The organism is Trueperaceae bacterium (assembly GCA_036381595.1).
Lineage (GTDB): Bacteria > Deinococcota > Deinococci > Deinococcales > Trueperaceae > DASVCN01.
Map to the genome: position 1 here is coordinate 36,712 of DASVCN010000022.1, position 6,864 is coordinate 43,575.

Consider the following 6,864-nt stretch of genomic DNA (forward strand, 5'->3'; position numbering starts at 1 on the left):
CGTCATTCGCCCATCAGCTCGGCCCGGCGCTCGTTGAGGTTGCCAGGGTCGCTGCCCCGGCTCTGTTCCACTTCGTCAGGCGTGATGGGCGTGAACTCCTGAAGCTGTTCCTCGTTGCCCCAGGACGTCAGCTCGTGGCTCAGCACCGCCGCGATCTGTTCGTTCGAAAGAGACCCGGCCCAGGCGGGCATGGCGCCGTTGTAGGTCTGGCCGTCGACGGTGATAGGGCCCGTCAGGCCGTGAACCACCACGTCGATGAGGTACTCGCGCCCACCGGCGTTGTAGATGGCGGGCAGATTTCCGGCGAGCGGCGGGAAGACGCCGGGCATTCCGGCGCCTTGGGCGCCGTGGCAGCCAGCGCAGATCGAAGTGTAGGTGGTGTCGCCCAGTTGTCTGTCGAACTCCGCTGGTGCGGCGGCCTGTTCAGCCGGTTCTTGCGCCTGCTCCCCGGCATGCTGCTCCCCGGCCTGCTGCCCCTCGGCCTGCTGCGCCTCCGCCTGGGGTTCAGCCGCTGGCTCCTCGGCCGGCTCGCCACCGTTCTGATCCTCTGCCTGCTCACCTTCGCCAGCCTGAGCCAGCGTCGCCTGCGGTTCCTGAGCCGGCGGCGGCTCTACCGCGAGCGAGCGGTCCTTGGGCCGGGGCACGTCGAGTTGGGCGGCTGCTGAGCGGCTGTAACCGTCCGATTCGATCAGCTCCGATTGCTCGGACGGGAGTGCTTCTGCTTGACCGTGAGCCTCCTCGACGTGGGGCTGCGATTCTGCCAACACCGGCCTAGGCCAGGTCGTTACGGTGAACAGCAGCGGCAGGATGAAGAAGGTGGCCAGTGCCAGAACCATGCCGCTGCTGAAGAAGCCCGTGTAGGTCTTCTCGTCATCCTTGAGGTGCATGAAGATGGCGACGACCATCACGAACTTGGCCAGCGACATCGCGACGAGCCAGAAGATGGTGGCCGCGTCGGAAAGCCAGGAGATCTCGAACTCGACGATTGCGTACTCGAAGAAGGTGATGATACCCAGGATCAGCGCCGTGATGACGTAGGTGGCGACCGGGTTGCCTTTGTGGTCGTGGCTCATTCTCCCGTTACTCCTAGACGAACTCTACGAGGTAGACGACCGTGAAGATCACGATCCAGACGATGTCGACGAAGTGCCAGTAGAGGCCGACCACCTCCAGGTAGACGGAATCCTTGGCCGCCACCGGGCGGACGTACGAGGCGATGAGCAGAGACAGGAGCAGCAGCACGCCTATGGTCACGTGCACGCCGTGGGTGCCGGTGAGCACGAAGAACGTCGTACCGAACAGGTTCTGCGAGAGCGTCAGCCCCTCCTGGACGAAGTGGCTGAACTCGAAGATCTGGAATCCCAGGAAGATCGAGCCGAAGAAAGCCACTCCGAAAGTCCACAGACGGAACAATTTGATGTTGCCCACGCGCAGTTCGTGCAACGCCAGCACCATCAGGAACGAACTCATCAGCAGCACGAAGGTACTGATGGTGGTGAGGTTGATGTCGAAGACGTCGATCGGGTAGGGGCCCACCAGGCTCCGGTCCTTGTAGACAAGGTAACTGCCGATGAGCGAGCCGAAGAACATGCAGTCCGAGGCGAGGAAGATCCACATCATCAACTTGATGTCGGGGAGCCTGGTGGAGCGGTACTCCTCGTGGGAATGGGCGACGACGGTGTGGCTCACGCGGGACCTCCAACGGCCGGCTCCAGTTCGATGTGTTCGTGGTGACCGCCCACGCCTTCGAGCGCCCACGCGTAGCAGGCGTAGAAGAGGACCGCCACCGAGAAGAGCCCGAGGAGCAGGTTGTGAAAGAGCAGGCCGTACGAGCCGAGGAAGATCGCGAACGAGGCGATGAACGGGTACCACGACTGTCCCGGGATGTGGATCGAGACCTGTTCGACGTGCTTGGGAGGAGAATGGTCGGGATCGACCGACTCGGAGATCGGGTCGCGCCGCTCTACAAGATGCGGGTGCTTGAGGAGCCAGACCGGGTCACGGTCGTTGACCTCGGGCACGACATCGAAGTCGTAGTGGGGTGGCGGTGAGCTGGTTGCCCACTCCAGGGTGCGGCCGTCCCACGGGTCGTCGCCTGCCAGTCGGCCTTTCCGTAATGCCCAGAAGGCGCTGAAGATGACGATCACCATACCCGCGCCCATGACGAACGTGCCCGCCGAGGACATCAGGTTGTAGAGATCGAGCCCGATGCCCGCCTCGTATGTCTGGATGCGCCTGGGCATGCCCAGCAGTCCAGCGAAGTGCTGCGGCCAGAAGATGAGGTAGAAGCCGGGGACTATCAGCCAGAAGCCGAGCCGCCCCAGTCCCTCGGGCAGCAGCCGACCGGTCATCTTGGGGAACCAGTAGTAGAAGCCCGCCAGGAAGGAGAGGAGCGCACCGCCGCCCATGACGAAGTGGAAGTGGGCGACGACGAAGTAGGTGTCCTGCACCTGAGCGTCGAGCGGCGGGATGGCCAGCATGATGCCGGTGATGCCGCCCAGGGTGAAGGTGAGCAGAAACGCCGTCGCGTAGAGCATCGGCACCGCGAAGCGCACGTGACCACCCCACATCGTCGCGATCCAGTTGAAGATCTTGATGCCGGTGGGGATGCCGATGACGAAGGAAGTGAGCGAGAAGGCGGTATTGGCGACGGGGCCGAGGCCGGTGGTGAACATGTGGTGGCTCCACACGGCGAAGCCCATGAAGGCGATGAAGATGCCGGAGAGCACCATGATCGGGTAGCCGAAGAGCGGCTTGCGGCTGAAGGTGGGGATGACCTCCGATATGACGCCGAACGCCGGCAGGATGATGATGTAGACCTCCGGGTGACCGAAGATCCAGAAGAGGTGCTGCCAGAGGATCGGCAGGGCGCCTGCTTCAGGCACGTAGAAGAGGGTGCCGAAGGTGCGGTCCATGATCACCTGGAAGAGGGCGATGGTGAGGGGCGGGAAGGCGAAGATGATCATGAAGGCGGTGATCAGCATCATCCACACGAACAGCGGTAGACGCATGAAGGTCATGCCCGGCGCCCGCATGTTGATGATCGTCACGATCAGGTTCATCGCCGTCACCAGCGTCCCCACGCCGCTGACGAGGAGGCCGATCATGTAGAAGTCGATACCGTTGCCCGGATTGTTGGAAAGCGAGGTCAGAGGCGCGTAGGCGAACCAGCCGGCGTCGGGCGCTCCGCCCAGGAAGAAGCTGGTGTAGATGAACACCCCACTGAGCGCGTAGACCCAGTAACCGAAGGCGTTGAGCCTCGGGAAGGCGAGATCGCGCGCACCGATCATGAGCGGCACGAAGTAGTTGGCGAAGCCGATGCCCAAGGGCATGATCGCCAGGAACACCATCGTGACCCCGTGCATGGTGAACAACTGATTGAAGACGTCGGGGCTCACGAGCGACTGCTCGGGCCTCGCAAGCTGAAGGCGCATCAGGAACGCCTCAACGCTGGCCAGGCCCAGGAACAGGAAGCTGGTGCAGATGTAGAGCAGCCCCAGCCGCTTGTGGTCGACGGTGGTCAGCCAGCTTGCCCAGCCCGTCGTCCAGGTTGGTCTTGTGAGTACGCCCGCGTGACCAGCCGCGGCCGTTTGCCTACCGATCGCCATTCGTTCCTCCTACGGCGTTCGCCTGTGCCTGCTGCTCCCCCTCGATGCCCAGGCTCAGCAGATAAGCGGCGATAGCAGATGCCTCTTCCAGGGCATCCGGGTCGTCTTCCTGCCAGAGCGTAGGCATGTAGTTGCCCGGTTTGATCGCTTGCGGATCTCGGATCCAGGCGGTCAGGTTCTCGTGAGTATTCTCCAGCACCCCGGCAGCCACGGTGTTACGAAGTCCGAAGTTCGTGAGGTTGGGGAAGTCGGGACTGCCGTAGCCGGGCCCGAAGTTGGCGTTCGAGTGACAGCCGATGCACCCCTTCTGCGCGAAGAGAGTACGGCCCTCCTGGATCAGTTCGTTGTTCTGCACGGGCTGGATCGCCTGCCGCTCCTCCTGCGAGGCCTGCACCTGCACCTCCTGGAACGACTCGACCCAGGCCTGGTACTCCTCCTCGGACTCGACGATCACCCGGAAGCGCATATAGGCGTGAGCGCCAAGGCAGAGCTCGGCGCAGTGGCCCCAGTAGATCCCCTCTTCGTCGGCGATGAGCCACAGCTGGTTCTCCTGGTTGGGGATCATGTCGCGCTTGCCCGCGAGCTTGGGCACCCAGAAGGAGTGGAGCACGTCGGCCGAGTCGAGGTCGAGCACGACGCGGGTACCGACGGGGACGTGGAGCTCGTTGGCGGTGACAATGCCGAGCTCCGGGTATTCGAACTTCCACCACCACTGGTAACCGGTGACGTGGACCAGTACATCGCTCTCCTGTGGCTGCACCCTCACCTCGGTCTCGAAGATGGTGCGGACCGTGGGCACGGCAACGAGGATGACGATGATCACCGGTATGAGCGTCCAGGTGATCTCCAGCGGCACGCTGCCGTGAACCTGGTTGGGAATGGCATCCTTGTCCCCCGTGTACCTGCTCCTGAAGCGGAAGATGGCGTAGCCCAGGACGCCCGCCACCAAGGCGACGACCCCGACGCTGAGCCAGGTCGTCCAGATGAGCAGATCGAGCTGCTGCTCGGCCACATAGCCGACGGGATGCAACGTGGAGCGAGGGCCCTCGGTTTCGCACCCGACCAGCAACAGGGCCAGCACGAGTAGCGGCGCGACCCGACGGAACCTACGTACTACCGGCACTTGTTCCTCCTAAGGACGTTTGGGATGGAGTTCAGGCCGGCACGCCATTGATACGGCGCGGCCAACAAACACCCGCCAATGTATCACAGCTGGACCAGCGACGGATAACGTTGTAGAGGCACAATCGTGCCCTCTGTCCGTATCGCCGGCGCTCCCGTTGGGCGCCCGCGCTGCGCTGGGCCGCGGTCGGCCCCTCCACAACGAAGGAGGGCGTGACGGTGTTCTCCGCCACGCCCAGGTTGCTGTCGCAGGAGTTCCGCCAACGGCGGTTCAGCCGGTGACCTCCTTCGCGTCGAGAGGCACGAAGTTGACGAAACAGTAGGCGACGTCTGCCTCGGTACCCCGCTGGTATGAGCCCATGGAGGTGACGTAGACCTCCGTCGACACGCGCTTCCGGTCGCTCTGGGCGGGATCGTCCAGCACGCCGTCGTACGTCACCGGCGAGGACTTGGCGAGAGCCCTCCGGATCCTCTCCAGCCCACTCGCGTCATCCTCGAGCCGCCATGTGCCCACGATCCGGAGCACGTCCTCGTTCTGGCCGCGCCAGACCTGCAACGTCCCCGTTCCGGGCAATCCCGCCAACTTGGCGTCACCGGTGGACGCTCCCTGGGAGAGCGCCTCCTTGCCCAGTTGGAGCTTCTCGAAAGTCACTTCAGATCCCACGCCCATAGACGGTCTCGCTGAAGTCATCAGTTTCGACGGTGAGGCTGCCGAGCGTCATCCGGTAGTTGCGTGCCCACGCTGCGGCCACCTGCTCGGGAAGGTCAGCCGCTTCGAAGCCCACGAAGACGCGAGCGAGCTCTCCGTCGTCGATATCACGCAGATCGACCTGGAGACCGGCTTCGGTCTCCTCGAGGTCGACCCCCGAACCGAAACTGGGGAGGTCGGCGATCACGGTCGGTTCCAGGCCCTCGGCCATGTTGAAGGTCAGTTCGACGTCGTCGAGTTCCACCTGACCTTCGTTCCTCACGACCGTAGTAGCCCAGAGATAGTCGTCGCTGGAGAAGCCATCGATCTCGGCATCTTCGACGGCCTCCTGGAACGAGTCGGAGAAGCGGGTCGGGCCGCCAACCAGGAAGCTCACCTCGGCTGTCGGCTGGGCCAGCAGGGCGGCGTTCGCTTCGGCCAGCGACTTGGCGCTGTTGGCGGTGTTCCAGAGCCAGATGAACAGGATTATCAGGGCGATGCCGAATAGCCAGAGAACCCACGTAGGGCTGCCCTGCGTTTCGTGGTGAGTGGAGGTGCTTGTTGTCATGATTACCCCTTCGAGACCCCGTCCGGCGGGATGGGGTCGCTTCGCGAGTGAGAGTTGTACTGCTTGGCTGCGGTTGGGGTAACCGGTCAGACGTAGGAGGAGTGGTGCCGGTAGAGCCGCTGGGTGAGGTCGAGCCACCAGGGGTTGGGCTCCGGCTCGTCCCGCTCGACGACGGTCCGATCGAACGATCGGAAGTCTGGCTGAGAGGGCTGGACGAGCGACGGCGGGAACTCGGCGAGGTGCGGGGGCACCAGTGAGGCCGCCTCCGGCAGGAGCTTGTCGATGAGAACGGAACGGGTTACCGGAAGACCCGTCATCCGTTCGCCGGCGAAGTCGCTGGCGGTAAGCCCGATGCCGATCTGCGGCAGCCCTGTGAGGAGGACCAGCAGCAGCGCCGCCAGCAGAGCGCGCAGGTTGACCCATTCGAGCCGAGCCGTCCCGCACGGGTGCTGTATGGCTGGACTGCCTGGCACTTCGCCTCCTTCCCCGAATTGCTGCCCTGATCCCAGGGTAACAGCTATGGCTGGGCCTTTCGGTTCAGCTCTTCACGGTTCAGGTGCTGGGCTCCGACACGACAGTAAAGAGCGCCGCCCGAAGGCGGCGCTCGATCTCACTGTTGGTTGCGGGGGCTGGATTTGAACCAGCGACCTTCGGGTTATGAGCCCGACGAGCTACCAGACTGCTCCACCCCGCGGCGATTACCGCGCGGACGGGGGAGACCCGCCTCGAGCGGCGAAAAAATAATGTCCTTCGCGCTGTCCTACTCTTCCGGGAGGCTGCCCTCCTAGTACCATCGGCGCTGGCGTGCTTAACTTCCGAGTTCGGGATGGGATCGGGTGGGTCCACGCCGCTATGGGCACGAAGAACGTTCAGATATG

7 protein-coding genes, 1 tRNA gene and 1 rRNA gene are annotated in these 6,864 nt (G+C 63.7%); all 9 read right to left on the reverse strand.

Annotation, left to right across the window (positions count from 1 at the left end; translation table 11 throughout):
* Nucleotides 1-2: 2 nt before the first annotated feature.
* The 9 genes from VF168_06585 to rrf all read right to left on the reverse strand — a co-directional run bounded on the left by VF168_06585 (nucleotide 3) and on the right by rrf (nucleotide 6,850).
* Nucleotides 3-1,073, reverse strand: coding sequence for a c-type cytochrome (locus tag VF168_06585; protein ID HEX7003835.1), 1,071 nt, complete (start codon nucleotides 1,071-1,073; stop codon nucleotides 3-5).
* Nucleotides 1,074-1,086: 13 nt separating this feature from the next.
* Nucleotides 1,087-1,689 carry a cytochrome c oxidase subunit 3 gene (locus VF168_06590; protein ID HEX7003836.1) on the reverse strand — a complete coding sequence of 201 codons (603 nt, stop codon included), beginning with the start codon at nucleotides 1,687-1,689 and terminating at the stop codon, nucleotides 1,087-1,089.
* A complete protein-coding gene (gene ctaD / locus VF168_06595; GenBank protein HEX7003837.1) occupies nucleotides 1,686-3,608 on the reverse strand; it encodes a cytochrome c oxidase subunit I in 1,923 nt (640 codons plus the stop codon). The genes VF168_06590 and ctaD overlap by 4 nt, the downstream gene beginning before the upstream one ends.
* A complete protein-coding gene (gene coxB, locus VF168_06600) occupies nucleotides 3,595-4,731 on the reverse strand; it encodes a cytochrome c oxidase subunit II (protein ID HEX7003838.1) in 1,137 nt (378 codons plus the stop codon). The genes ctaD and coxB overlap by 14 nt, the downstream gene beginning before the upstream one ends.
* Before the next feature lie 270 nt (nucleotides 4,732-5,001).
* Complete coding sequence (locus VF168_06605) at nucleotides 5,002-5,382, reverse strand: hypothetical protein (protein ID HEX7003839.1); 381 nt, start codon at nucleotides 5,380-5,382, stop codon at nucleotides 5,002-5,004.
* A gap of 1 nt (nucleotide 5,383) precedes the next feature.
* A complete protein-coding gene (locus tag VF168_06610; GenBank protein ID HEX7003840.1) occupies nucleotides 5,384-5,986 on the reverse strand; it encodes a hypothetical protein in 603 nt (200 codons plus the stop codon).
* Between the two features lie 86 nt (nucleotides 5,987-6,072).
* On the reverse strand, nucleotides 6,073-6,459 hold the full coding sequence (locus VF168_06615; protein HEX7003841.1) for a hypothetical protein: 387 nt from the start codon (nucleotides 6,457-6,459) through the stop codon (nucleotides 6,073-6,075).
* A 144-nt stretch (nucleotides 6,460-6,603) separates the two neighbouring features.
* Nucleotides 6,604-6,680: transfer RNA gene (locus tag VF168_06620), tRNA-Met, on the reverse strand.
* 53 nt (nucleotides 6,681-6,733) lie between these two features.
* Nucleotides 6,734-6,850, reverse strand: a 5S ribosomal RNA gene (gene rrf / locus VF168_06625).
* Nucleotides 6,851-6,864 lie beyond the last annotated feature (14 nt).